This window comes from Sporosarcina sp. CAU 1771, from assembly GCF_054482775.1.
In genome coordinates, this window is sequence record NZ_JBTLRN010000002.1 from 172,929 (window position 1) to 199,386 (window position 26,458).

Annotated in this window: 23 protein-coding genes and 1 riboswitch; of the genes, 22 read left to right on the forward strand and 1 reads right to left on the reverse strand. The window is 42.5% G+C overall.

Annotated features, from left to right (window positions below; genetic code table 11):
• Position 1 precedes the first annotated feature (1 nt).
• The 13 genes from ACXYMX_RS03415 to ACXYMX_RS03475 all read left to right on the forward strand — a co-directional run bounded on the left by ACXYMX_RS03415 (position 2) and on the right by ACXYMX_RS03475 (position 12,014).
• A complete protein-coding gene (locus ACXYMX_RS03415; RefSeq protein WP_459042825.1) occupies positions 2–427 on the forward strand; it encodes a YwiB family protein in 426 nt (141 codons plus the stop codon).
• The gene (argS, locus tag ACXYMX_RS03420) at positions 424–2,091 is read left to right on the forward strand and encodes an arginine--tRNA ligase (RefSeq protein WP_459042826.1); all 1,668 of its coding nucleotides are present in this window, start codon (positions 424–426) and stop codon (positions 2,089–2,091) included. Before ACXYMX_RS03415 ends, argS begins: the two co-directional genes overlap by 4 nt.
• A gap of 486 nt (positions 2,092–2,577) precedes the next feature.
• A riboswitch (cobalamin riboswitch) is annotated at positions 2,578–2,760 on the forward strand.
• A gap of 120 nt (positions 2,761–2,880) precedes the next feature.
• Positions 2,881–3,879, forward strand: coding sequence for an ABC transporter substrate-binding protein (locus ACXYMX_RS03425; RefSeq protein WP_459042827.1), 999 nt, complete (start codon positions 2,881–2,883; stop codon positions 3,877–3,879).
• Positions 3,872–4,867, forward strand: a complete 996-nt coding sequence (locus ACXYMX_RS03430; protein WP_459042828.1) for a FecCD family ABC transporter permease — start codon at positions 3,872–3,874, stop codon at positions 4,865–4,867. The genes ACXYMX_RS03425 and ACXYMX_RS03430 overlap by 8 nt, the downstream gene beginning before the upstream one ends.
• Position 4,868: 1 nt before the next feature.
• Complete coding sequence (locus ACXYMX_RS03435) at positions 4,869–6,338, forward strand: adenosylcobinamide amidohydrolase (RefSeq protein ID WP_459042829.1); 1,470 nt, start codon at positions 4,869–4,871, stop codon at positions 6,336–6,338.
• A gap of 2 nt (positions 6,339–6,340) precedes the next feature.
• Positions 6,341–7,297, forward strand: a complete 957-nt coding sequence (gene cbiB, locus ACXYMX_RS03440) for an adenosylcobinamide-phosphate synthase CbiB (RefSeq protein WP_459042927.1) — start codon at positions 6,341–6,343, stop codon at positions 7,295–7,297.
• A complete protein-coding gene (gene cobD / locus ACXYMX_RS03445; protein ID WP_459042830.1) occupies positions 7,284–8,363 on the forward strand; it encodes a threonine-phosphate decarboxylase CobD in 1,080 nt (359 codons plus the stop codon). Before cbiB ends, cobD begins: the two co-directional genes overlap by 14 nt.
• Positions 8,345–8,920: a bifunctional adenosylcobinamide kinase/adenosylcobinamide-phosphate guanylyltransferase gene (locus ACXYMX_RS03450; protein WP_459042831.1), complete on the forward strand. Its 576-nt coding sequence runs from the start codon at positions 8,345–8,347 to the stop codon at positions 8,918–8,920. Before cobD ends, ACXYMX_RS03450 begins: the two co-directional genes overlap by 19 nt.
• Positions 8,917–9,750 (forward strand): cobyric acid synthase, encoded by an 834-nt coding sequence (locus tag ACXYMX_RS03455; protein WP_459042832.1) that lies wholly within the window; start codon positions 8,917–8,919, stop codon positions 9,748–9,750. Before ACXYMX_RS03450 ends, ACXYMX_RS03455 begins: the two co-directional genes overlap by 4 nt.
• Positions 9,747–10,511, forward strand: coding sequence for an adenosylcobinamide-GDP ribazoletransferase (cobS, locus tag ACXYMX_RS03460; RefSeq protein ID WP_459042833.1), 765 nt, complete (start codon positions 9,747–9,749; stop codon positions 10,509–10,511). Before ACXYMX_RS03455 ends, cobS begins: the two co-directional genes overlap by 4 nt.
• The gene (locus ACXYMX_RS03465; RefSeq protein ID WP_459042834.1) at positions 10,484–11,098 is read left to right on the forward strand and encodes a histidine phosphatase family protein; all 615 of its coding nucleotides are present in this window, start codon (positions 10,484–10,486) and stop codon (positions 11,096–11,098) included. Before cobS ends, ACXYMX_RS03465 begins: the two co-directional genes overlap by 28 nt.
• Positions 11,041–11,436 carry a bifunctional adenosylcobinamide kinase/adenosylcobinamide-phosphate guanylyltransferase gene (locus ACXYMX_RS03470; RefSeq protein WP_459042835.1) on the forward strand — a complete coding sequence of 132 codons (396 nt, stop codon included), beginning with the start codon at positions 11,041–11,043 and terminating at the stop codon, positions 11,434–11,436. The genes ACXYMX_RS03465 and ACXYMX_RS03470 overlap by 58 nt, the downstream gene beginning before the upstream one ends.
• Positions 11,433–12,014, forward strand: coding sequence for a cob(I)yrinic acid a,c-diamide adenosyltransferase (locus ACXYMX_RS03475; protein WP_459042836.1), 582 nt, complete (start codon positions 11,433–11,435; stop codon positions 12,012–12,014). Before ACXYMX_RS03470 ends, ACXYMX_RS03475 begins: the two co-directional genes overlap by 4 nt.
• A gap of 85 nt (positions 12,015–12,099) precedes the next feature.
• Here ACXYMX_RS03475 and ACXYMX_RS03480 read toward each other — a convergent pair whose 3' ends face one another.
• Positions 12,100–12,291 (reverse strand): hypothetical protein, encoded by a 192-nt coding sequence (locus ACXYMX_RS03480; protein WP_459042837.1) that lies wholly within the window; start codon positions 12,289–12,291, stop codon positions 12,100–12,102.
• Positions 12,292–12,499: 208 nt separating this feature from the next.
• Between ACXYMX_RS03480 and ACXYMX_RS03485 the strand changes: the two genes are divergently transcribed.
• From ACXYMX_RS03485 to rpoE, 9 genes are all read left to right on the forward strand, one after another.
• On the forward strand, positions 12,500–13,729 hold the full coding sequence (locus ACXYMX_RS03485) for a M20 family metallo-hydrolase (RefSeq protein WP_459042838.1): 1,230 nt from the start codon (positions 12,500–12,502) through the stop codon (positions 13,727–13,729).
• A 180-nt stretch (positions 13,730–13,909) separates the two neighbouring features.
• Positions 13,910–16,060 carry a 4Fe-4S dicluster domain-containing protein gene (locus ACXYMX_RS03490; RefSeq protein WP_459042839.1) on the forward strand — a complete coding sequence of 717 codons (2,151 nt, stop codon included), beginning with the start codon at positions 13,910–13,912 and terminating at the stop codon, positions 16,058–16,060.
• 161 nt (positions 16,061–16,221) lie between these two features.
• Positions 16,222–17,427 carry an acetyl-CoA C-acetyltransferase gene (locus tag ACXYMX_RS03495; RefSeq protein WP_459042840.1) on the forward strand — a complete coding sequence of 402 codons (1,206 nt, stop codon included), beginning with the start codon at positions 16,222–16,224 and terminating at the stop codon, positions 17,425–17,427.
• Entirely contained in the window at positions 17,417–18,274 is an 858-nt protein-coding gene (locus tag ACXYMX_RS03500; RefSeq protein WP_459042841.1) for a 3-hydroxybutyryl-CoA dehydrogenase, read from the forward strand. The genes ACXYMX_RS03495 and ACXYMX_RS03500 overlap by 11 nt, the downstream gene beginning before the upstream one ends.
• Before the next feature lie 2 nt (positions 18,275–18,276).
• A complete protein-coding gene (locus ACXYMX_RS03505) occupies positions 18,277–19,413 on the forward strand; it encodes an acyl-CoA dehydrogenase (RefSeq protein ID WP_459042842.1) in 1,137 nt (378 codons plus the stop codon).
• Positions 19,414–20,189: 776 nt separating this feature from the next.
• Positions 20,190–21,329, forward strand: coding sequence for an acyl-CoA dehydrogenase (locus ACXYMX_RS03510; RefSeq protein WP_459042843.1), 1,140 nt, complete (start codon positions 20,190–20,192; stop codon positions 21,327–21,329).
• A gap of 16 nt (positions 21,330–21,345) precedes the next feature.
• Entirely contained in the window at positions 21,346–21,981 is a 636-nt protein-coding gene (locus ACXYMX_RS03515) for a TetR/AcrR family transcriptional regulator (protein ID WP_459042844.1), read from the forward strand.
• A 6-nt stretch (positions 21,982–21,987) separates the two neighbouring features.
• Positions 21,988–25,248, forward strand: a complete 3,261-nt coding sequence (gene icmF / locus ACXYMX_RS03520) for a fused isobutyryl-CoA mutase/GTPase IcmF (RefSeq protein WP_459042845.1) — start codon at positions 21,988–21,990, stop codon at positions 25,246–25,248.
• Between the two features lie 452 nt (positions 25,249–25,700).
• Positions 25,701–26,276: a DNA-directed RNA polymerase subunit delta gene (gene rpoE / locus ACXYMX_RS03525; RefSeq protein WP_459042846.1), complete on the forward strand. Its 576-nt coding sequence runs from the start codon at positions 25,701–25,703 to the stop codon at positions 26,274–26,276.
• Positions 26,277–26,458 lie beyond the last annotated feature (182 nt).

The following is a 26,458-nucleotide window of genomic DNA, read 5'->3' on the forward strand; positions in this document are numbered from 1 at the left end:
TATGGAAAAGCAATACGTAACCATACAACTTAAATCATCGATTCAGCATCCTGAACAGGACGAAGAAACGCATAATTTACAACTAACCGGGGAATGCATTCAGAAATCGGGTAGACTGTATTTAAAGTTTGTAGAAACGCAAGATAGCGAAGCCGTTCAGACGACTGTTAAATTAGGTGAAGAAGATGCACTTATTATGCGCAGTGGGGCAGTAAATATGCGACTTCCATTTGAGTTAGAAGAAACCAGACCAGGCAACTATGGAAATGGACCCGCCGCTTTTGAATTAATCGTCCAAACAAAGCGACTTGAATTTGTGGGGAATGTTTCAAATGGGCAATTCAATGTCGGTTATAACTTATTAGCAGAAGGAGCAATCCTTGGAACATACAAATTATCGATTACATATTCGGAGGGAACAAAATGAACGCAGTAGAAAAAATTCAACAAGAAGTAAAATCAGCACTGCATGAAGCAGTACTCAAGGCAGGACTAATTGAAGAAGCGGATATGCCGTCCGTTATTTTAGAAACGCCAAGAAGTAAAGAAAATGGAGACTACGCTACGAATATTGCAATGCAATTGACGAAGCTAGCGAAAAAGCCACCTCGTGCAATTGCTGAAGCGATTGTAGAACATGTTGACAAAGTGAGTGCATCGATTGAAAAAATTGAAATTGCTGGACCAGGTTTCATTAACATCACATTGAAAAAAGACTACTTACAAGAAGTAGTCAAAACAGTTCTTGAACAAGGTGAAGACTACGGTCGATCGGATGCAGGCGCTGGAGAAAAAGTACAAGTTGAATTCGTATCCGCGAATCCAACAGGAGATCTTCACTTAGGCCATGCGCGCGGTGCATCGGTGGGAGATTCTTTATGTAATGTGTTGGACATGGCAGGTTTTGATGTGAAACGTGAATATTACATCAACGATGCAGGAAACCAAATTGACAATCTTGCCAAATCAGTTGAAGCACGTTATTTCCAAGCACTTGGTGAAGCGTGTGAAATGCCAGAAGACGGCTATCATGGACAAGACATCATCGAACTTGGAAAACGTCTCGTTGCAGAATTTGGGGATAAATATAAAGATGTATCAAAAGAAGAGCGTTTTGCGTTTTTCCGTGAATACGGCTTAACGTATGAACTTGCGAAGTTAAAGCAAGATTTGGAAGATTTCCGTGTACCTTTCGACAATTGGTTTTCTGAGACGAGTCTCTACGGAAGCGGAAAAATCGAAAGTGCATTAGAGAAATTGCGTTCGAATGGCCATGTGTTTGAAGAAGACGGTGCAACTTGGTTCCGTTCAACTACGTTTGGCGACGACAAAGACCGTGTGTTAATTAAAAACGACGGCTCGTTCACGTATATCTTGCCAGACATTGCCTATCACGAAGATAAAATTCAGCGTGGATTCGACAAGCTCATCAACATTTGGGGTGCGGATCATCACGGGTATATTCCCCGGATGAAAGCTGCAATCGAAGCGCTCGGATATGACCGCGATAAGCTTGAAGTCATCGTTGCGCAAATGGTTCACTTATACAAGGACGGCGAGCGCATGATGATGAGCAAACGTACAGGTAAGGCGGTTACATTACGTGAACTCGTTGAAGATGTGGGTCTAGATGCAGTTCGTTATTTCTTCGTTATGCGTTCTGGGGACACTCAAATGGACTTCGACCTAGATTTAGCGGTTTCGCATTCAAATGAAAATCCGGTTTACTATGCGCAATACGCACATGCTCGAATTTCATCGATTCTACGTCAAGCAGAGGAAATGAAGATTACTGCGAACCCAGAAGGTACAGCGTTATTGACATCAGAAAAAGGAATTGATTTACAAAAGAAAATCGGTGACTTCCCAAGTATCGTAGCAGATGCTGCGCGCTCTCGTTCACCGTACCGTGTTGCAACATATATCCAAGAACTAGCTGCAGCATTCCACTCGTTTTACAATGCAGACAAGGTGTTGGATCCAGAAAATGTTGAGCTATCAGAAGCGCGTTTGGCTTTAATAACAGCCGCTCGTACAACGATTGCGAACGCATTAAAAGTTATTGGCGTATCTGCACCTGAAAAAATGTAAAATTCTTTGCTGCCGCACTGAGGTGTGGCAGTTTTTTTTGATGAAATTAATAGTGCGAATGTCATGATTCGCCGATATATCGGTTGTGAGCGCCGATATCGTGAGCTGGAGCGTCGATATCGGGTCAGTTGTCGCCGATATATGAGACGCAACCGCCGATAAGTGACACTCGAGCGCCGATATATAATAGTAGAGAACAGGTTAAAACTAATTGGCGTATCTGATCCTGAAGAAATGTAAATTGCTTTGCCGCACTGAGGTGTGTCAGTTTTTTTTGATGAAATTTATAGTGCGAACGTCATGTTTCGCCGATATAACGGTTGCAAGCGCCGATATCTGGAGCTGGAACGTCGATATCGGGTCAGTTGTCGCCGATATACAAGACGCAAGCGCCGATAACCGACACACGAGCGCCGAAAACCAACAATAAACAGCCAGTATCGACAAAGGCGAAAAATGTAGTATAATAAAAGGCGAAAACAATTAAATAATCAAAAAAGTAAAGGTGCCCTATTCTCAAGATAGGGTTAAAAGGGAAGCCGGTTTAATTCCGGCGCGGTCCCGCCACTGTAAGTGTGAGCCAATCGTTTTAGATCACTGGAAACTTCCGGGAAGATGCGATGCGCTAGGAGCACAAGTCAGGAGACCTGCCTTTACGAAGTCACCTTGATACCTACGAGGATTAGGTTGGTGTAAAACTGCATATTTTTATGTGCTGATTTTTACCCTAACAAATCCTTCGTGCAAGCGAGGGGTTTTTATTTTTTGAAAAAACAGGAGGAAAAGAAAATGAGTAAAGCAATTAAGTTATGGTTGTTAGCCGTGCTAGCAGTATTTTTATTAGTCGGGTGTGGAACAGGTTCTACTGAAAAAGAAGAGACACCTGAAGTTGATGAAACGCCACAAGCTGAAGTCGAGAAGCCAGAAGAAGAGGAAGTAGTCGAAGAAGCAGCATTTCCAATTACGTTAACAGATGCTGTTGGAAACGAAATTACATTTGAAAAAGCACCAGAGAAAATTGTATCTATGATTCCAAGTAATACAGAAACATTGTTTGCATTAGGTCTTGGTGATCAAGTTGTAGGCGTCAATGATTATGACAACTACCCACCAGAAGCGCTTGAAAAAGAAAAAATTGGCGGCATGGAATTTAATGTGGAAGCAATTGTTGCCATGACTCCTGATATCGTTTTTGCTCACGAATCTGGACTTGGAATGGGCGATGAAGGTCTTCAGCAAATTAGAGATGCGGGAGTTTCTGTGTTTGTTGTGAAAACTGCAAACAATTTTGATGAAACGTATGCTGCAATTGAAACAATTGGACAAGCAACAGGTAAAACTGAAGAAGCTGAAGCGATCATTACAGATATGAAAGCACAAGTGGAAGAAGTACTTGCAAAAATTGCAGATGTTGAAATAGAAAAAACAGTATTTGTTGAAACGTCTCCTGCACCGTCAATTTATACGCCAGGAAAAAACACATTCATGCAGGAAATGCTTGAAATGCTTAAAGTTGAAAACATTTCAGCTGACCAAGATGGATGGTTCGCTATGGAGCCAGAGGAAATTGTGAATCGCAATCCAGACGTTATTATTGTGATGTATGACTACGTTGAAACAGCTGTAGAAGACGTTTATGCACGTCCAGGTTTCGACACAATTACTGCAATCAAAGAAGAACAAGTGATTCAATTAGATGAAAACAAAATAAGCCGTACAGCACCGCGTTTAGCAGAAGGCTTGGAAGAACTTGCAAAAGCCATTTATCCAGAGGTATTTGGTGAGTAAATCAAGCGTTGCCTACCTAGTGTCCGCTGCCACGCTTCTTGTGGCGGTGTGGCTCGGGGTATCCATCGGGACAGTTAAAATCCCGATCAGTACGTTTTGGAATGCGGAAGCGAATGAAGTCGCATCGAATATTTTATGGAATATACGGATGCCACGTGTTGTGTTAGCAGGCCTTGTAGGAGCAGCGCTAGCTATATCGGGAGCAGCTTTTCAGGGACTACTTAAAAATCCGCTCGCGGACCCATATACACTTGGAGTGTCATCCGGAGCATCTGTTGGTGCTGTGATGACACTCTTTTTTGGCATTTCCCTTCCATTTCTAGGTACATATACGCTACCCATATTCAGTATGGTCGGTGCAGCAATAACGATGTTTTTAGTCATGGGTTTTGCGCGCTTAGTTGACCGCTCGATGAAAATGGAAACGATTATTCTCACAGGAATTATTTTCGGTTCGTTTCTCGGATCGGTTTTATCACTAATGATTGCGCTTACTGGGGAAGAACTTCGCCAAATTATTGGTTGGCTTCTCGGCAGTGTATCTATGCGCGGTTGGAATTACGTTTATATGATTTTACCTTTTGTCGTCATCGGTTTCCTGCTGCTTTGGTTCAACCGCAGGGAACTTAATGCGATGTTGTTCGGTGAAGAACGTGCGCATCATTTAGGTGTCAACGTGAAACGTCGAAAGTTCATGATCTTAATTGGTGGGTCTGTGTTAACGGGCGCGGCAGTTGCTGTATCAGGAACAATTGGTTTCGTAGGTTTAGTTGTACCTCATATGACGCGTCTATTATGGGGGTCCGATCATCGTCATTTATTGACGTTATCCTTCATGAATGGGGCGTCACTCCTAATCATTTGTGATCTTGTGGCACGCACAATTATTTCACCAACAGAACTTCCAGTTGGTGTCATTACCGCATTTATCGGAGCTCCGGTATTTGCATTTATCTTTTATAAACAAAGAAGAAAGGGGGCTATGTGAGATGCTGCATGTCGAAAATATTTCAGGTGGTTACGGCAAAGAACCTGTAGTTCAAGCGATTTCATTTCATGTGAATAAAGGGGAAGTACTCGGTATCCTCGGACCGAATGGAAGTGGAAAGTCGACGCTGTTGAAAGTGATTTCTGGAATCCTCGCTGCACAGGAAGGAACGGTTACGGTTGACGGGAAAGTAGCGTCTGCCTATTCACAGAAAGAATTCGCAAGAAAAGTGGCGGTCCTACCCCAATTACATGCACATGCTTTCTCTCATACGGTGCGTGAAACCGTAGAGCTGGGCAGGTATCCGCATCAGTCCGGCTTCTTTTCGTCTTGGTCAGCAGAAGATGAACGTGCTGTGAACGAAGCTATGGAAAATACGGCAATAACGCGTTATCAAGATTCGCCAATCGAACTTCTTTCAGGTGGTGAGCAACAACGTGTTTTTGTGGCTCAAGCTTTAGCTCAAGAAGCTCCGGTTTTATTGTTGGATGAACCGACAAATCACTTGGACATTGCGCATCAGCAACAGCTTATGGACACGATTCGAAAACAAGCAGTTGAAAAAGGACTCACGGTTGTTTCGGTGTTTCATGATATCAATTTAGCGTCGTTGTATTGCGACCGCTTGTTGTTAATGGAAGACGGGAAAATATCGAGAATCGGAGAGCCACAAGATGTAGTGAAAGAAATGGCGATTCAAGATGTTTACAAAGCGCGTGTTAAAACGCAACCACACCCTGAATTACCGAAACCACAAATTACGTTGCTCCCGGATACAAACGGTGAAAGAAAATCGTTTATCGTGTCCAAAGAGGACTTCTCGATTTCATCAAAGTACGTATCTTTGCATGCGGAAGGTCCACTCAAAACATTATCTTCTGCTGTCCACAATGCGGGCATGGGCTGGTATAGAACATTTGTCAATCGGCACGTCGATGCCAATTATATGTGTGACGATGTCCAACTTGAGATGAGAGCTTATCTGGAAGAACACGGATTTCATACGCAAGAAACGGTAGGAATGATGACCGCTGTTACGACAGAGCATGCGGAAGTTGAGGAATACAAAGGTGATTTTGGTTCAGTTCTTATCGCAGTAACTGCGGGGGTTGGCAACGCAGTTGATGTATCCGAAGCACTTAGCCGAGACCGAGAATTTAAAATTGGGACAATCAATACGTGGGTCATTATTAACGGGCAGTTGCCAGATGAGGCCTTCATTCAAGCAATGATTACGGCAACGGAGGCGAAAGCGAAAGCCCTGCAAACGGAAGCCATAAAAGATCCACTAACCGGAACAATCGCGACAGGTACGTCTACGGACAGTTTACTCGTTGCAGCAACTCAACACGGCACTTATTTGCCCTATGCAGGTCCGATTACAGACATAGGAAAACACATCGGCCACGGCGTTTATGAATGTACGGTCCGAGCAATTCGGGCGTATAAGAAAGCTAAAGGGTGGGCGTAATGATTCAGGCACATTTTATTGCAATTGCAATCGGATTTCTACTCGATCGACTCATTGGGGATCCACCCAATTGGCCACATCCGGTTCGCTGGATAGGGACATTTATTTCCAAGCTGACGTCTGTGTTAAATAAAGGGCGATTCCGTATCTTCAAAGGTGCTTTAGCTCTATTTATTACGACAAGTATTGTTTTTGGTTCCGTATTAGTCATTGTTGGACTTTCTTATACCATACATGCTTTTGTCGGTATTGCGGTTGAAAGTATACTGATTGCAATTGGGCTTGCTCAAAAAAGTTTGCGGGATGCCGCACTCGATGTGTATCGACCGTTAGCTGAAAAAGATATCAAAGGTGCACGAACGAAATTATCGTGGATCGTTGGACGAGATACCGATAAGTTAAAAGAAAGTGAAATTGCCAGAGGGACAATTGAAACGGTCTCGGAAAATACAGCAGATGGCGTCACGTCACCACTTTTCTGGGCATTCTTACTCGGCGCGCCTGGTTTATGGTTGTACAAATCCATCAATACACTGGACTCGATGATTGGGTATAAAGATGAGCGGTATGAGAAGTTCGGTAAATTTTCCGCAAGAGCAGATGACTTAGTCAATTTCATTCCTGCACGTATTACAGGGTTACTCATTATTTTTTATGCGCGGAATGAAGGGCGCATCCCATTTGGGCGACGTTTTTCTAGGTGGAGTCGGGATGCGAGACGCCATCCGAGTCCGAATAGTGGTTTTTTAGAAGCAGCAACTGCCTGGCAATTAGGCATTACATTAGGTGGAAAAAGTACATATAAAGGCACGATTTCTGAACGGTCAACGCTTGGACCTGAAAATTCACCACCGACGAAAGAGCATATTCAATCGGTTATCCGACAAATGCACACCGTTTCGTTTCTATTTTGGTTGATGATGACAGTTATAGGAGTGTTGTTTTATGCAATTGCCTGAACACGGAGCGAATCCACTGAAGGTTTACGCAAAAATGGGGATTGAACCTCCCACGCGGATTATCGACTTTAGCGAGAACGTGAATCCGGCAGGGCCGCCTAAAGCGGTTTTGAAGATGTGGTCGGAGTTGGCAGAAAAGATGACGATGTATCCAGACCCGAATGCAGAACCTTTTCTTTCAGCAGTCGGACATTTTCACTCTGTTGAAAAGGAACAAGTCGTCGTGGGGAACGGCGCTGCGGAGTTGCTTTCCCTGCTTGCTGAAAGGTATCGAGGTAAAAAAGCAATCGTTGTTCATCCGACATTTTCAGAATACGAAACAACGTTAGTGGCCAAAGACGTCGAAATTATGCGTGTTTTATCCAAAGAAGAAGATGGTTTCAAGTTGCCTGTTCCTGAACTATTGAAGGCGATGGAGTCAGCAGCTGTTTTATACTTATGTACGCCAAACAATCCAACGGGCATGCTTCCGAGTAAAGAAGAGCTCCTTCAACTGATTCAGTTTGCTGAAGAGAAGGGCTGCGAAATCATATTAGATGAGGCATTTATCGATTTTGTAGATGAATCCCTTTCATTCATCCCAGAAATTGAAGCCTATCCACATGTCATCGTCGTTCGTTCAATGACGAAAATGTATGCGATTCCAGGTCTTCGTCTCGGGTATGTTGTGGCAAACCCACATGTCATTTCTGGAATAAAAGCACTTGCATCTCACTGGAATGTGAATGGAATTGCTGCACATATTGGGGCAGTTTGTTTGAATGAAGAAAACTACCGCGAGTCAGCCATTGCGCAAAGCGTGAGTGAACGAGTGAAACTGACTGCGTTTTTGAAGGAGAAGAACTGCGTCGTCACGGATTCGGTCGTCAACTTTATATCCTTTAAATTAGACGAAGGTCGAGATTCGAAAAAGTTGTATCGTGATTTATTAGCACGTGGAATCGTTCTAAGGCATTCAGAAAACTTCCGTGGAATGGATGGACGTTGGTTCAGAGTCGGTATGAAAAATCGTGACATGATGGACGAACTCGAAAAGGAGTTGTCGAAATGGTTCGAGGAAAATTAACATTCATTAGTGGCGGTGTTCGAAGTGGCAAGAGTTCGTATGCAGAGCGTTTACTCGTTCAGCAAGAGGAAGGACGTCTTGTGTACATTGCAACTGGAAAGAAAACAGATTCAGAAATGAGCGAACGCATTGAGAAACATAAAGAGGACCGTGCAGCTCAAAATTGGACGACATTTGAACAACCGACGAACTTGCACGAAGTAATCCCATTCATCCAAAAAGGGGATCTTGTCCTTTGGGATTGTGTCACGACGTGGTTGGCGAATGAAATGTATGTTGGGTGGGAAAATGAGACGCCTTGTTTTGAAATTGAAGGATGCATGGAAGGTAAAGCAACTCGGTTAATCGAAACAATTGAAGCGATTCGGCAAAAGGCAGCGCATGTTGTAATCGTTTCGAATGAAGTGTTGAATGAACTCCCATCTTCTTTTTTAGGCGTTCAAGTGTACAGCAAGTTTTTAGGAAACATTCATCAGGAAATCGTTGAAAAATCGAATGTGGCGATTGAAATGGAATATGGAATCGCTACGTTTTGGAAAAAAGAAGGTGTGAAATGAACGGAGTAATTGTGCTAGGAACAGCATCTGATTCTGGAAAAACAATGATTTGTACGGCGCTTTGCCGAATTTTATCCGATGAAGGGGTGCGCGTTACCCCGTTCAAATCACAAAATATGTCTCAGTTTTCTGCGTTTACTGAACGAGGAGAAGAAATGAGTCGTGCTCAGTTCATTCAAGCCGAGGCCGCACGAATAACACCGTCCATTTATATGAATCCAATATTACTTAAGCCCGTACCCGGGATGAAGTCTGAAGTACTTTTTTTAGGCGAGAAAATGGGGCTCGTTTCTGGGATGGACTACAAGGAACACTATTTTCAACGGGGTATTGAAGCGATTGAAACGTCGCTCAAGAAATTATCTGAAACTTACGACACGGTTATTATAGAAGGAGCCGGAAGCCCTGCCGAAGTCAATCTCAATGACCGTGAAATCGTGAATATGCGCGTAGCTGACATTGCGAATGTACCAGCCATTTTAGTTGCAGACATCGATAGGGGAGGGGCGATTGCTTCCATTGTAGGGACACTTCAACTTCTATCCCCTGAACATCGTGCGCGTGTGAAAGGCATTGTTATTAATAAATTCCACGGGGATGTCTCTTTATTTCAAGAAGGTATTGAATTTATTGAAACATATACGGAAATTCCAGTACTTGGAGTCATTCCTTTTAAACGGGATCATGGGATTGAAGAGGAAGACGCCAATCGTTTAGTTGTAAAAGCTCCCAGCGGTGTCGACGTGTATGACGCGTGGGCGGCTCATGTGAAAGCGAATTTGAATGAGTCTCTCTTGAAGCAAATTCTGTTCGAGGGAGGCCAATTATGAAAGGGATTTTACTTGCCCTCCAATTTTTCACGGTCATTCCTGTTCGAAAAGAGTTGGCAATGGGGAAGAGAGAAGTAACAGCTATGTTTGTTGCGTTGCCTTTCATTGGAGGGGCAATCGGGCTTGTAATGTATGCGGTCATGTTTCTGATGTCCGACTTGCTAAACATCGGAATGCTTTTGACAGCTGTATTTATTGTTTTAACAGGCATTCTGTTGACGGGTGGTTTGCATCTAGACGGTTGGGCGGATACGGGTGACGCGTTTTTCTCGTATCGAGATCGGGAAAAGAGATTTGAAATATTAGAAGATCCACGTATCGGCGCATTTGGAACGATGGCACTCGTTTTACTCGTGTTGCTAAAAGTTGCGCTCTTTCATGAATTACTCATTCGCGGTGGGGGGCATTGGGCTCTATTTATCGCCGTTCCATTTGTCGTTCGAGTAGGGATGAATAGTTATTTTGCGCTCGTCCCGTCTGCTAAAGATGGTGGAATTGCTTCGTTTTTAAAAGGAAAGTTGGTAGCGAGTAAGGTCATAATTTATTCATTGATCTCGGGGCTACTCGTATTAATTGTTCTTGGATTCTTGTTACATACGCTCTTAATTCCAGTAAGTCTTGCTGCGCTGTTCGTTCTTAGCGTAACCTTATACCGAAAATGGTCTCTGAATCATTTTGGGGGCGTAACAGGAGATTTGTCGGGGGCTTTTATTGAAGGAATGGAGGCGGTCGCTTGGCTAGTCGTGTTACTCTTACTTTAATGCGCCATCTGCCAACAGAGGCAAATCTAAAGAAGCAATACATTGGTTGGACAGATGAATCAATCGCTTCAATCAATCCTGAGATACGTTTTCAGATGCCGTGGACACCGAAGAAGGTAGTTGGCAGCGATTTACGTCGCTGTCAGGAAAGCGCGGCACTTTATTTTCCGCAAGCTAGTTACCATCCGAATCGTCGGTTCCGAGAAGCGCATTTTGGAGAGTGGGAAATGAAAACGTACGACCAGTTGAAAGACAACGGTGCATATCGCTCTTGGCTGGATGATTCGTATGCACATCATCCACCAGGCGGCGAAACATTGGGCGAAGTGGAACAGCGTGTGATGGAAGGTTTATCGGATTTGACTGAAGCTGAGTCGGATCATTTTGTCGTTACACATGGGGGTCCAATTCGAATCTTACTCACACGATTATCTCCGGAACCATCGAGCTTTTGGTCTTGGCAAATTCCGCATGGATCTGCTTGGCGTCTCGAGTGGGACAGTGTGGAAGATTGGAAAGGAGGAAAACGATGCGCGTCTTTATCGGAGGTGCCCATAACGGCAAACGTGAATACGTTCGGAGGTTAATTGCAGAAGAAGGAAAAGACCTTCAATGGTTTGAAGCGGCATTACCCAATGCAGGAACTGAAGAAGTTGTACTAGCGGGACTCGAAAATTGGATTGGACAAAGTGGCTTGAATGAACAAGAAGCGGTGCGACAAGTGATGCAGGCGGTGCATAATCGTAAAGTAAATCTCATTTTGACGGATATCGGAAGAGGGATTGTACCGATGAATGTCGAACAAAGAAACTTGCGAGATATATGCGGACGCTTGTATCAGAGGTTAATTGCGGAAGCGGAAGAAGTCACTGAGATTTGGTATGGTATGTCAACAAACTTAAAGAAAAGGGGAGAACTACATTGAAAATATATACGAAAACAGGCGATAAAGGAACAACGAGTTTAATAGGTGGACGCGCGGATAAAGATGATTTGAGAATTGAAGCATACGGTACGTTAGACGAATTGAATTCATTCGTTGGGAAAGCAATGACAGAGTTAGATCCAAAGATTTTCGCAGACCTACTGGAAGATCTGGAAGCGATTCAAAATGAATTATTCGATGGTGGCGGAGATTTGGCAAACATCATGAAAGAGCGTCATTACAAACTATCGGATGCGGCCACTGAAGTATTGGAACAGCGCATCGATCAATTAATGGAAGAAGCACCGCCTCTTGAAAAGTTTATTTTACCAGGAGGATCACCAGCTTCAGCAACGCTTCATATCGCACGAACAGTAGCAAGACGCGCTGAGCGTAATACAGTGACGTTAATGAAGAAGACAGAAGACGTATCATCTGTTGTTGTTCGTTATCTAAATCGACTATCGGATTATTTCTTCGTAGCCGCACGCATTGCGAATTCACGTATTCATGTTGCAGACAATGAGTACGTTCGAAGTGCAAAAGTATTCCGTACTGGCGAGAAAAAGAAAGATTAAACGTATCTGTTTGATAAATTAAAAAAGCCATCTGAAAAGTCATATTCGACTTTTCAGATGGCTTCTATGTTGTGATATATAGAAATTAAAATCCGCCCTTATTCAAGTTGAATTCCTTCTTGAACTCCTCAAAGTCCAACCCCAATAGATCGCATTGGAGTTCGACGTTCTTAAAGAAATCAAACCCTTTAGCGACAGGTTGATCGCGGTTTTCAGAATAAAATACCATCAAATCATATAACTCAGAAAAAGCTTTTACTTTATCGACCTCTCCCATATTGTTCGCCTCCTCTCATTTACTTCGATACGTATAAAATGTATAATAAATCATGTGTAAAATTATACCGTTACTTGATTAATTATTCACTTTTAAAAAGGTCTAAAGTAAAATCATACACAGCTGAGGGAATGTACGCAATAGGAATTTTGACTATTATGATAGGGTTATTAAACATATAGATAGGATTGAAAGTGAGGGAATTGCAATGAGTTTAAAAAGAATTGAACAATTGTTAATCAAACTTAGTGAATTCGGGAGTTCGGGTGAAGGCATTAACCGTCTAGCTTATTCGGATGAAGAACGAAAAACGATGAATTACATAATGGGACTTTGTAAAGCGGAAGGATTGGAAGTCGAAATAGATGCAGTTGGGAATTTAATTGCACGTCGGGAAGGGAAAAATCCTGAGCTGCCTGCAGTAGCATTTGGTTCGCATATTGACACGGTTTATGAGGGTGGAAAATACGATGGAACGGTTGGAGTTTTGGCAGCGCTAGAAATCGTTTTTCGGTTAAATGAAAAGAAGATTCAAACAGAGCATCCACTTGAAATCATAGTTTTCACTTGTGAAGAATCAGCTCGATTTAGTTTTTCCACACTTGGCAGTAAAGCAATTGCGGGGACATTGAAGAAAGAAGAAATCCTAAACTTGCGTGATAAAAATGGGTTGTTTTTACGCGATGAATTTACAAAGAATGAACTGAATATTGATACAATCGAAAACGCAGTTCGCAGCGAGAAAGATTATAAAGTTTTCTTTGAGCTTCATATCGAACAAGGACCTGTTTTGGAAAGAGAAGGTCGACAAATAGGGGTAGTTACAGGAATTGCCGCTCCGACAAGGTTTAAACTTCAATTGGTTGGGCTGGCATCTCACTCGGGAACAACGCCAATGGATTACCGTAAAGATGCTTTTTTAGGTGCAGCAGAAATTGCGTTGGCACTCGAGTCGTATGCCATTTTAGAAGCGGCGAATGGGACAGTTGCGACTGTTGGTGTTTGTGAGTTACTGCCAGGAGCTATGAATACAGTACCTGGACGAGTGGAAATGAAAATCGATTTACGCGGAACGTCAATTTATTCGAAGGACAAAGTAATCGACGAACTGAAAGAAAAAATAGCGGAAGTACAAAAGAGGCGTAACTTACAAATTACGACTACGCAAATTAGTGATGAAGAACCGCTTAGGATCAATCAAAGTATCGTGAAAAGTTTACAAGAAACGTGTGAGCAAAAGAATGTGAATTACAAGCTAATGCCAAGTGGTGCGGGTCATGATGCAATGAATATGGCAAAGCTTTGTCCAGTGGGAATGTTATTTATCCCATCAGAAAACGGTCTAAGTCATAATCCAGAAGAGTACTCAACTTTGCAGGAAATCGCGACGGGCATCGATTTACTAGAGATTGAAATTTTAAAGTGGGCGAATGGATAAATCGTACAAAAGAAAATGAACGTACACCAAGAATAACTAAACCTTATTCTTTTTGTACGAATCTCGTTGACTGAATGCTCATTCATAACCTATACTAGTAAATAAAGTGTCGACAGTAGTCGTTATTTCTACTACACTAACTATTAACTAAAGATTTGAAAAAAGAGGAGGAGAGTAAGAATGAACCCATTATTAATCGCCAACTGGGTATTGTTTCTCGGGATTACAGCGTATGCACTTGCCTTATTTACATATTTAATCAAAACTCGGACTCAATTCATTCGACTTGGTAGAAAAGAAGATTTTGATCATAATGTCAAAGAACGTCTTCAAAAGATTTGGATATATGTATTTGGACAGAAGAAGTTATTAAAAGATAAAAAAAGCGGTACGATTCACGTATTGTTCTTCTATGGTTTTTTACTTGTCCAGTTTGGGGCAATTGATTTAATTTGGAAGGGACTTAAACCAGGTTCACACCTTCCGTTTGGTCCAGTTTACGGAGCGTTCACGTTCTTTCAGGAAATTGTAGCGCTTACGATTCTTGTTGCAGTCGTATGGGCGTTTCATCGACGATATGTTGAGAAGCTTGTTCGACTCAAACGCGGATGGAAGTCAGGTCTCGTCCTTATCTTCATCGGCGGACTTATGCTTTCAACATTACTTGCGAATGGGATGAATATCATTTGGCAAGGGCACGCAGCAACTTGGACTGAACCAGTGGCATCTTCAATCGCTACAATCTTTGGCTTCATGTCACCGACAGCAGCGGCAGTTGTGTTCTTCATCAGTTGGTGGATTCATTTATTAATTTTACTAACGTTCCTCATTTATGTGCCACAGTCGAAACATGCGCATTTAATTGCAGGGCCAGTAAACACATATGTCCATAGACTTGATCATGCGGGCAGACTTAAGCCGATTGATTTTGAAGCAATGGAAACAGCTGAAAGTGAAGAGGATATGCCTGCACTCGGTGTAGGAAAAATAACAGATTTCACACAGTTTCAAATGATCGACTTGTATGCCTGTGTAGAATGTGGGCGTTGTACGAATATGTGTCCAGCAACAGGAACAGGGAAAATGCTTTCTCCAATGGACTTAATTACAAAACTACGTGATAACCTCACGAATACAGGTGCACTTGTTACGAAGCAAAAGCCATGGGTTCCAGCATTTGCTTTCGGCAAAACACAAGGCAATCAGATTGCTTTTGCTGCTGGATTAGAAGGCGCTACGATGGATGACATTTATAACCCGTCACTTATCGGAGATGTTATTACGGAAGAAGAAATTTGGGCGTGTACAACATGTCGCAACTGTGAAGATCAATGTCCAGTTATGAACGAACACGTCGACAAAATTATTGACCTTCGTCGTCATCTTGTTATGACAGAAGGAAAAATGGATCCAGACGCTCAGCGTGCGATGACAAACATCGAACGTCAAGGAAATCCTTGGGGTCTTAACCGTAAAGAAAAAGAGAAGTGGAGAGATGCTCGTCCGGATCTTCACGTTCCTACAGTGAAAGAATTGAGTAAAGCAGGCGAAGAATTTGAATACCTTCTATGGGTCGGTTCGATGGGTGCTTTCGATAGTCGTTCACAAAAAATCGTTGAATCATTTGTTCACCTGATGAACGAAGCAAATATCAAATTCGCAATCCTTGGGAATAAAGAAAAGAACTCTGGAGACACACCTAGACGTTTAGGAAATGAGTTTTTATTCCAAGAGTTAGCTGAAGCGAATATTAAAGAATTTGAAAAAGCGGGCGTCACGAAAATTGTCACGATTGACCCGCATGCATATAATATCTTTAAAAACGAATATCCGGACTATGGATTTAAGGCGGAAGTTGTTCACCATACGGAAATGCTTTACGACCTCGTCCAAAAAGGGATTTTGAAACCGGTACATGAAATTAATGAAACGATTACGTTCCATGATTCGTGTTATCTAGGACGTTACAATGACGTCTACGATCCACCACGTGAAATTTTGAAGGCAATACCGGGTGTGAACCTTGTCGAAATGGAACGAAACCGTGAAGATGGCATGTGTTGTGGAGCAGGTGGCGGAATGATGTGGATGGAAGAAGATGTAGGTCAGCGTATTAACGTTGCACGTACAGAGCAAGCACTTGAAGTTAGCCCTGGCATCATTTCATCTGGTTGTCCGTACTGTCTAACAATGTTGTCAGATGGAACGAAGGCTGTTGAGGTAGAAGACACGGTCGCGACGTCAGATATTGCAGAATTACTCGAACGTTCGATTTTTGGCACAGATTATACGCCTGAAATTGTAGAAGAGGAAGAACCAATTTTGCAATAACTCTATTGCGAAGAGTTTGATAATAAGATATACTACAAGTAATTGAAGAGGAAGTGTTCGCACTTCCTCTTTTCTTTGCACAGTGACTGAGCGAGCGTTCAGTCGTTCATTGAACCCATAAACTTGAAAGCGTTAACAATAAAGAGTTGGAGGCGGTAAGGATGGCAAAGACAGTGATACTAGATGGAGCACGAACACCTTTCGGAAAATTTGGCGGTACGTTGGCAAGTCTTTCAGCAAGTGATTTAGGCGGAATTGCAATTCGTGAAGCACTGGATCGAAGCGGAGTTGCTGCAGATGTAATTGATGAAGTGATTATTGGGACGGTACTCCAAGCGGGTCAAGGGCAAATCCCTTCGAGGCAGGCGGCAACAAAGGCCGACATTCCGTGGCATGTGAAAACCGAAACGATTAATAAAGTTTGTGCTTCGGGCATGCGCAGTGTCACACTTGGCGATCAACTTATCCGTTTAGGTGATGAAGAAGTGATTGTAGCCGGCGGGATGGAATCGATGTCGAGCGCACCGTATTTATTACCAAAAGGGCGATTCGGTTTGAAAATGGGGGATGCCCAACTGATTGACGGCATGGTCTACGACGGTCTTACGTGTTCATTCTCACCGAACAATGTCCATATGGGAACCTATGGAAACTCAACGGCAGACGAATTTTCTTTAACGCGTGAAACACAAGACGAATGGTCGCTTCGCAGCCATGAGCTTGCATTAGCAGCAATCGATAGCGGGAAGTTTGCCGAAGAAATCGTACCTGTTGAAATTCCACAACGCCGAGGCGATGCACTTCTAGTCGATACAGACGAATCTCCGCGTCGTGATACGTCACTTGAGTCACTTGCTAAATTACGTCCGGCTTTTGGTAAGGATGGAACAATTACTGCAGGCAATGCACCGGGTGTAAATGACGGAGCATGTGCGCTCGTTTTAATGAACGCAGACCGTGCGAAAAAAGAAGGCAAAACACCACTCGCTACAATTATCGGTCATGCCGAAGTGGCAGTTGAACCAGAAAATTTCCCGCAAACTCCGGGACTCGTTATAAATGCTTTATTGAAAAAGACGGGAAAAACACTAGCGGATATTGATTTATTTGAAATAAATGAAGCATTCGCAGCAGTTGCTCTAGCGAGTTCGAAAATCGCTGATCTTGATTCGAAAAAAGTGAATGTCAACGGGGGCGCGGTTGCTCTTGGACATCCAATTGGGGCAAGTGGCGCACGTATCATCCTAACACTCGCCTATGAACTGAAAAGACGTGGTGGTGGAATCGGTATCGCTTCGATTTGTTCAGGTGGGGGTCAAGGCGACGCAGTGATGATTGAAGTGGAGGGCCCGAATCATGGAAATTAAAAAAGTAATGGTGATCGGTGCGGGACAAATGGGTGGAGGAATCGCTCAGGTTTGTGCACAAGCAGGTTTCGAAGTGAAATTGAATGATATTAAAGAAGAATCCTATATGAATGGTCTTGCAGTCATTACGAAAAATCTTACGCGCAATGTAGAAAAAGGTCGAATGACGGAAGAAGAGAAGACGGCAACGCTCGTACGTATTACAAAATCGTTAAATTTAAGCGACGCATCGGATGTTGATATTGTTATCGAAGCTGCAGTAGAAAATATGGCGGTTAAACAGTCGATTTTTAAACAGCTAGATGAAATCGCACCGGCACATGCAATTCTTGCGTCAAATACATCATCTATGCCAATTACCGAAATTGCGGCGGCAACGAATCGTCCGGAACAAGTCATAGGCATGCATTTCATGAACCCAGTTCCTGTTATGAAACTGGTAGAAATTATTCGTGGATTAGCAACGACAGACGACGTCTATCAAGCTGTTGAACAAATGACTCAGAAACTATCTAAAGTACCTGTGGAAGTAAATGATTTCCCTGGTTTTGTAGCCAATCGAATTCTAATGCCGATGATCAATGAAGCCATTTATACATTGTATGAGGGAGTTGCGACAAAAGAGGCGATCGATGAAGTGATGAAGTTGGGTATGAATCATCCAATGGGCCCCCTTCAACTTGCCGATTTTATCGGACTCGATACATGTTTGTACATTATGGAAACATTGCATGAAGGTTTCGGAGATTCAAAATATCGTCCATGTCCATTGCTCAGGAAGTACGTTAAAGCAGGTTGGTACGGAAAGAAATCGGGTAGAGGATTCTACGTATACGAGGAGAAATGATTATGAACTTACAATTCACCGAAGAACAACAGATGATGCGAGACATGGTACGGAACTTTGCGAAAGCAGAAATTGAACCTTTTATTCCAAGAATGGAAGCTGGGGAGTTTCCTCGAGACATTCTTAAAAAAATGGGTGAACTAGGGTTGATGGGCATTACAGCTCCCCAAAAGTACAACGGTTCCGAGATGGATTTTGTATCGTATATTATTGCGATTCATGAATTGTCTAAAGTGAGTGCCGTTGTAGGTGCAATCCTTTCTGTTCATACATCCGTTGGAATGAATCCGATTATGTATTTTGGAAACGACGAACAAAAAGATCGATACTTACCAAAAATGGCAAGTGGTCAATCCCTTGGTGCATTTTGTCTTACTGAATCCTCTTCTGGATCAGATGCAGGCGCACTCAAAACTCGCGCTGTTAAAACTGGCAATGACTATATCTTAAATGGCTCGAAAATGTTCATTACGAATGGCGGCGAAGCGGAAGTTTATATCGTTTTTGCTTCAACGAATCCGGCTGATAAAACATACGGCATCTCAGCATTTATAGTCGATAAGGATACCCCAGGTTTAATTATCGGAAAAGATGAACGCAAAATGGGTTTACATGGTTCGCGTACAGTGGAACTTATTTTTGAAAATATGAAAGTGCCTGCTGAAAATCTACTCGGAGAAGAAGGTCAAGGCTTCAAAATTGCGATGGCGAACTTAGACGTTGGCCGCATCGGAATTGCTGCACAAGCACTCGGTTTAGCGGAAGCTTCACTTGAAGCGGCTACTGGGTACGCAAAAGAACGTGTCCAATTTGGCAAGCCAATCTCAGAACAACAAGGGATCGGATTTAAACTAGCGGATATGGCAACGGCAGTCGAGGCTGCAAAATTACTTGTATACCGCGCTGCCGCGCTTCGTGCAGAAGGCTTACCGTGTGGAAAAGAAGCGTCGATGGCGAAATTATTTGCATCAAAAGCAGCTGTCGATAATTCAATCGAAGCCGTTCAAGTATTCGGTGGATACGGCTATACGAAGGATTACCCGGTTGAACGCTATTTCCGAGATTCCAAAGTTACGGAGATTTACGAAGGAACAAGCGAGATTCAACGTATCGTTATCTCGAAACATTTGACGAAATAGGATTTGGGGGATGGTGTGCGCAGTGCAACAAATGATGTAGTCCAACCAATGTTGCGAGTAGTTCAACCAACTAATTGAGGAGTCCAACCAATGCTGTGCGTAGCGCAACGAATGGTGTAGAGTTCAATCAAATTAGCATGTAGGTCAACAAACTTGCCGCGTAGGTCAACCAACGATGTACGCAGTGCAACAAATGATGTAGTTCAACCATTGTTGCGAGTAGTTCAACCAACTGATTGGGGAGTTCAACCAATGCTGTGCGTAGTGCAACGAACGGTGTAGAGTTCAATCAAATTTGCGTGTAGGTCAACAAACTTGCCGCGTAGGTCAACCAACGATGTACGCAGTGCAACAAATGATGTAGTTCAACCATTGTTGCGAGTAGTTCAACCAACTGATTGGGGAGTTCAACCAATGCTGTGCGTAGTGCAACGAACGGTGTAGAGTTCAATCAAATTTGCGTGTAGACCAACAAACTGGTTGCGTAGGTCAACAAATGAAGTACGCAGTGCAACAAATGATGTAGTTCAACCATTGTTGCGAGTAGTTCAACCAACTAATTGGGGAGTGCAACCAATGATGTGCGTAGTGCAACGAACGGTGTGGAGTTCAATCAAATTTGCGTGTAGGTCAACAAACTAATCGCGTAGGTCAACAAACAACCGACGGAGTCCAACAAACTCCTTGCGTAGCACAACAAACAATCGCGAATTTCGCTCAAATTAATTCAAGTACAGTTCAAATGCAATTCACTATAAAAAAGGGTGGGAATAAAAATGAATTTTAAACTATCAGAAGAACATGAAATGATCCGTAAAATGGTACGTGACTTTGCAGAAAAAGAAGTAGCTCCGACAGCTGCAGAGCGTGACGAAGAAGAGCGTTTTGATATGGTGTTATTTGAAAAAATGGCGGCACTAGGTTTAACAGGCATTCCATGGCCTGAAGAATACGGTGGAATTGGGAGTGACTACTTAGCGTATGTCATTGCTGTTGAAGAACTTTCTCGTGTATGTGCCTCTGTCGGCGTGACATTGTCAGCACATACTTCACTTGCAGGATGGCCTGTATACAAATACGGTACGGAAGAACAGAAACAGAAATACTTACGTCCTATGGCGGAAGGTACAAAAATAGGCGCTTATGGTTTAACGGAACCTGCATCGGGTTCTGACGCGGGTGCTATGCGCACAACAGCGAAACTCGATGGCGATGATTACATGTTAAATGGTTCTAAAATCTTTATTACAAACGGCGGAATTGCTGATATTTACGTAGTATTTGCAGTAACAAATGCTTCTGGAAAACGTCCGGAAACAAGCGCGTTTATTGTTGAGAAGGACTTCCCAGGCTTCTCCGTTGGGAAAAAAGAACGCAAACTTGGCATTCGTTCATCTCCTACGACTGAAATTATGTTTGACAATTGCCGAGTTCCAAAAGAAAATCTTCTTGGAAACATTGGTGATGGATTTGTAATTGCAATGAAAACACTTGACGGTGGACGGAACGGGATCGCAGCACAAGCTGTAGGAATTGCACAAGGTGCACTAGATGCTTCTGTTGGTTATGCAAAAGAGCGTGAACAATTCGGAAAGCCGATTGCAGCAAACCAAGGAATTGGCTTTAAACTTGCAGATATGGCAACAGCTACTGAAGCATCGAGGCTTCTAACGTATCAAGCAGCTTGGCTTGAATCGAACAACTTACCGTATGGAAAAGAGTCTGCTATGGCAAAACTGATGGCAGGAGATACGGCGATGAAAGTGACAACAGAAGCGGTTCAAGTATTCGGAGGGTATGGGTATACAAAGGATTATCCTGTTGAACGTTTTATGCGCGACGCGAAAATCACACAGATTTACGAGGGAACGCAAGAAATTCAACGTCTCGTTATCTCCCGTATGTTAACTAAATAAATCGGGGGTGCAATGGATGAGTGCCAAACGTGAAGTGAAATCCTCAGTAAAAGATGAAAGTTTAATAGAAAAGCGCAGGGCTCAAATGGTTCGTGGATCGGTTAAGTTGTTCAAGGAAAAAGGTTTTCACCGAACAACGACCCGAGAAATTGCAAAAGAAGCTGGTTTCAGTATTGGAACGTTGTACGAATACATTCGTACAAAGGAAGATATTCTATTTCTTGTTTGTGACAGCATTTATGATGAAGTGAACAATCGTCTATCTGAACTCACAAAAAATGCAGGAACAGTCGAAGGACTTCATTCGGCAATTGACCATTACTTCAATTTAATTGACGATATGTCGGATGAATTCCTCGTCATGTACCAAGAATCGAAATCTTTGCCTAAAGATGCCTTGCAGTATGTGTTAAAGAAAGAAATGTTAATGGTTTCGTTGTTTGAGAAACTACTCCAGTCTTGCGCGACATCAGGAGTCTTGCGAATTAATTCAAAAGAAATCGAACTAGCAGCTCACCATATTGTTGTTCAGGGTCAAATGTGGGCGTTCCGTAGATGGGCGTTGCAGAAAGAGTACACGATTCAACAATACATTCAAATTCAAACAGACCAGCTCTTTAGTGGGATAGTGAGCGGAAAAGAAAGGGTGTAATTCAGTATGGTAGCAACAGTAGAGATTTATAAACCGAAACATCATATTCGTGTAATTACGGCATCAGCACTTTTTGATGGGCATGATGCATCGATTAATATTATGCGTCGTATTTTGCAAGCAACCGGCGCAGAAGTTATTCATCTAGGGCATAACCGTGCAGTTGAAGAAGTTGTCAACGCAGCCATTCAAGAAGATGTTCAGATGATCGCAATGTCGTCTTACCAAGGCGGACACGTCGAATACTTTAAATATATGCATGACCTACTTCAAGAAAGAGGGGCTCCTCACATTCGCATTTATGCGGGCGGAGGCGGAGTCATCATTCCTAAGGAAATTAAAGAGCTTCATGACTACGGGATCTCTTGGGTATTTTCTCCAGAAGATGGGCGTACAATGGGCCTTCAAGGAATGATCAACCGAATGATGGAAGAGTGTGACTACTTAACCGAAGTCGACAATGAAATGGCGAACCTCGAGAAAGTATCTACATCGAATCCGGAAGTTCTAGCGAATCTAATTACGTATGCGGAAGAGTCCTATAATAAGGACAATCCAGCGGCAAAAAAGCTTGTTGAAAAAGCGCGTGAAATGTCAAAAGACACACCGATATTTGGAATAACAGGTACAGGTGGCGCAGGGAAAAGTTCCCTCACGGATGAATTAATTCGTCGTTTTTTACATGAATTAACCGACAAAAAAGTTGCAATCCTTTCCATTGATCCAACGAAACAAAAAACGGGCGGTGCTCTTTTAGGAGACCGGATACGTATGAATTCGATTTTTAACAATCGTGTGTTCATGCGGAGTTTGGCAACGAGAGGTTCACGTTCGGAACTTTCTGGAGCAATAAAAGATGTATTAGATATCGTAAAAGTCGCAGGCTATGACCTAATCATCGTTGAAACGAGTGGAATTGGGCAAGGTGACGCGGATATTGCAGACATTGCTGATGTGTCGATGTATGTCATGACAAGTGAATTCGGTGCGCCGACGCAACTTGAGAAAATTGACATGATTGATTATGCCGATGTAATTGCGATTAATAAATTCGAGCGCAAAGGTTCTGAAGATGCATTGCGACAAGTACAGAAGCAATATCAACGCAGCCGTCTTTTATGGGATAAAAACCTGGACCAAATGCCGATTTACGGAACAATCGCAAGTCAATTCAACGACAAAGGCACAAATTCTCTTTTCGCAGCAATTGTTGGCGTTTTGAATGAAAAATGTGGCTTGGATTGGACGACTTCATATGATGACTTGGTGAAAACTCAAATACAAAATGTGATCATTCCGGTTGATCGACTCCATTATTTACGGGAGATTAGCGATGCAGTTCGTGGCTATCACAAGAAGTCTGAAGTACAAGAAAACCTTGCTCGAAAGTTGTTTCAACTAGAAGGTACAATTGAAACCGTGCAAGAACAAGCACCAAATGATGTCCTTGTTTCAACACTTCAGTCTTTAGCGGATAGTGTATCTGAGGAATTAACGTCGGAGTCGAAACGAATTCTTGCAAATTGGAAAGAACTTAAAGAGTCCTATGCAGGAGACGAACTTGTGACAAAAGTGCGTGACAGAGAAATTCGCACAATTCTTCGTACAGTTAGTCTTTCAGGATTAAGAATTCCTAAAGTATCCTTGCCGAAATTTAAAGATTACGGAGAAATTCTTCGTTGGGTATACCGTGAAAACGTCCCGGGTTCATTCCCTTATACAGCAGGTGTATTCCCGTTCAAACGTGAAGGAGAAGATCCAAAACGCCAATTCGCGGGAGAAGGAACTCCAGAACGAACGAATCGCCGCTTTCATTATTTGTCGAAAGACGATGATGCAAAACGACTATCTACAGCATTCGATTCGGTAACGCTTTACGGTGAAGACCCTCATGAACGCCCAGATATTTATGGGAAAGTAGGGGAATCGGGCGTAAGTATTTGTACGCTTACCGATATGAAGAAGTTATACGATGGCTTTGACCTTTGTGCTCCGACAACATCTGTGTCGATGACGATTAATGGACCAGCGCCAATCATTTTAGCTATGTTCATGAACACGGCAATCGATCAGCAAGTTAAAGTGCAAGAGGAAGAGTTAGGACGTGCGCTGACACTCGAGGAATTCACGAATGTGAAAGAATCGACGATGCAAGTTGTTCGTGGAACGGTCCAAGCGGATATTTTAAAAGAAGACCAAGGTCAAAATACATGTATTTTCTCTACAGAATTTGCCCTGCGATTAATGGGAGACATTCAACAGTTTTTCATCGATCAAAAAGTACGTAACTACTATTCAGTTTCGATTTCTGGCTATCATATTGCTGAAGCTGGCGCGAATCCAATCTCGCAATTGGCATTTACTTTGGCGAACGGATTCACGTATGTAGAATATTACTTAAGCCGCGGCATGAACATCGATGACTTTGCACCGAACTTGTCCTTCTTCTTCTCGAACGGATTAGATCCGGAGTATACAGTCATTGGACGTGTAGCTCGCCGTATTTGGGCAGTTGCTATGCGTGAAAAATACGGTGCGAACGAACGCAGTCAAAAGTTGAAGTATCATGTCCAAACTTCTGGCCGTAGTTTACATGCACAAGAAATTGATTTTAATGATATTCGCACAACGCTGCAAGCATTAATGGCTCTACAGGATAACTGTAATTCACTACACACGAATGCTTACGATGAAGCGATAACAACACCGACAGAAGAATCGGTTCGCCGCGCAATGGCGATCCAAATGATTATTACAAAAGAACACGGTCTTTCGAAAAACGAAAATCCGCTTCAAGGTGCATTCATTATTGATGAAGTAACTGACCTTGTGGAAGAAGCCGTTTTAGAAGAATTTACGCGATTGAATGATCGTGGTGGTGTATTAGGCTCTATGGAAACTCAATACCAACGAGGTAAAATCCAGGAAGAATCGATGCATTATGAGATGAAAAAACATACTGGAGAATTGCCAATCGTTGGTGTGAACACGTATTTAAATCCAAATCCACCTTCAACTGACGATATTGATAATATGGAAATTGCTAGAGCAACACAAGAAGAGAAAGAAACACAAATTATCAATCTTCGTGCTTTCCAATCTAAAAACGAGGCGGAGTGCGAACAAGCATTGAAGCAACTTAAACAAGTCGCCGTTACAGGTGGGAATATTTTTGCAGAATTAATGGAGACAGTTAAAGTGGCAAGTCTTGGTCAAATAACAAACGCATTGTATGAAGTAGGCGGGCAATACCGACGCAATATGTAATGTGCAGCATAAGAGGAAGAAATCCACAGCAATGGGGAGGCCAGTTGTGGATTTCTTCCATATGTTGTGAGATAATAACTAGAGTATTGTCATAAGATAATAAGATTAAGAGTAGATGGTTTGCTTGGAAAGAGGTGTTGTTGTGAAACTGTATCACCACTTCATAATTGTTTCCATACTCACGACCTTAACTTACCTCTTATACGGTAATGGTTTCGGGGTCATTCCATTTTTGCTCACAACAATATATCTATCATCTATCGCATACAAAGAGCTCAAGAAATTGAAGGGCGAAAAATAGGCCATGTTTGCTTTACGTATAAAAAGGTTCGTGGTATAGTATGATAAATACATTAGTGTAGATTTAACTAGCATACAAAAGGGACTAGATATGTCTAGTCTCTTTTTTACATGATACTTATACTTATGTTCAGAGAAAGGACGTGCGTGTATTGAATATCCGTGAAATGACGAAAGAGCAACTATTTGAAGAATCACTGATTGACATTGCTTATGCTGTTTTAACTGAAAGAGGCAGAGGAGAGCATTTAACTCTTAAGCAATTAATGGACGAAGTTCGTAAGTTGAACGGTCTTACAGTGAAAGCTATGGCTGAAGGCATGCAACAATTTTATACGGACATGAATATTGATGGCCGTTTTTTATCAATTGATGATATTCGTTGGGGACTCCGTGAATGGTATCCAGTTGATACGCTTGAAGTAGAGACAGCACCAGTTGTTAAAGTACGTAAGAAGAAAAAGAAGAAGAAGTCGCTTATAGATGATGAAGAGTTGGATGAGTTTGAAGAAGATGACGACGAAGAAGACGAAGATGACGATGAGGTTCTTGTAGAAGGATTCGATGAAATCGACGTTGACGAAGAAGACGATGAAGACGACGACGAGGAAGAAGAAGTCGTTGAAATCGAAGCGGATCTTTTAGAGCCAGACGATGAACTTGAAATTATTCCAGACGACGTTGATCTAGATGACGACGAAGAAGATGACGAAGAAGAAGAGGATTAAATCCTTGACTTCAGCGCGAGCGTAATATAATATTTTACAGGGCTCCTTAATAGGGCACATGAATTCGTGCATATGCGCTCCTCCCTCAGGTTATACTGCGGACGGGGCGCTTTTTTGTTTGATGAACTCTATAAATAGTAGGGTTTTAACGTGCAAAAAAGAAGAGTTTCCTTCGAAAAAAA